A 384-nucleotide genomic window follows, 5' to 3' on the forward strand; every position below is an offset into this window, starting at 1 on the left:
TTTTTAACTACTGTTCTTACCGGTTGTTTTTGTATGCAAAAAATGGAAGTTCGACCAAAGTCGTTACCCAATGCCAAATTGGGTAATCCCTATTATGCTAAAATTGAAGTTTTTGGTGGTCACGCTAATCGCCGTCACTTTTACTATGATATCCAACCAGAAAAATCAGGCCTTGAATTATCTCCTAGAGGTTTAGGAACAAAACGTGTTTCCTATAATGATTTCGAAGTAAAAGGAACGCCTAAAGTTACAGGAACAATCAGAATAGAACTTTCTGGAACTACTTATGGAACAAATACATGTCCGGGAAAAGACTTTAAGAAAGTTTATACCATTAAAGTTGAAGAATAGTATCAGGATTGGTTTAGATTTTATGAAAAAACT

At 34.4% G+C, this 384-nt stretch carries 1 protein-coding gene; it reads left to right on the forward strand.

What is annotated here, in order from left to right; genetic code table 11:
* A partial coding sequence (locus tag H3S88_RS13150; protein ID WP_232352609.1) for a hypothetical protein occupies window positions 1–351 on the forward strand: 351 nt, incomplete at its 5' end.
* Window positions 352–384: the final 33 nt, after the last annotated feature.

This window comes from Gilliamella sp. B14448G11, assembly GCF_016101765.1.
GTDB classification, from domain to species: domain Bacteria; phylum Pseudomonadota; class Gammaproteobacteria; order Enterobacterales; family Orbaceae; genus Gilliamella; species Gilliamella apicola_N.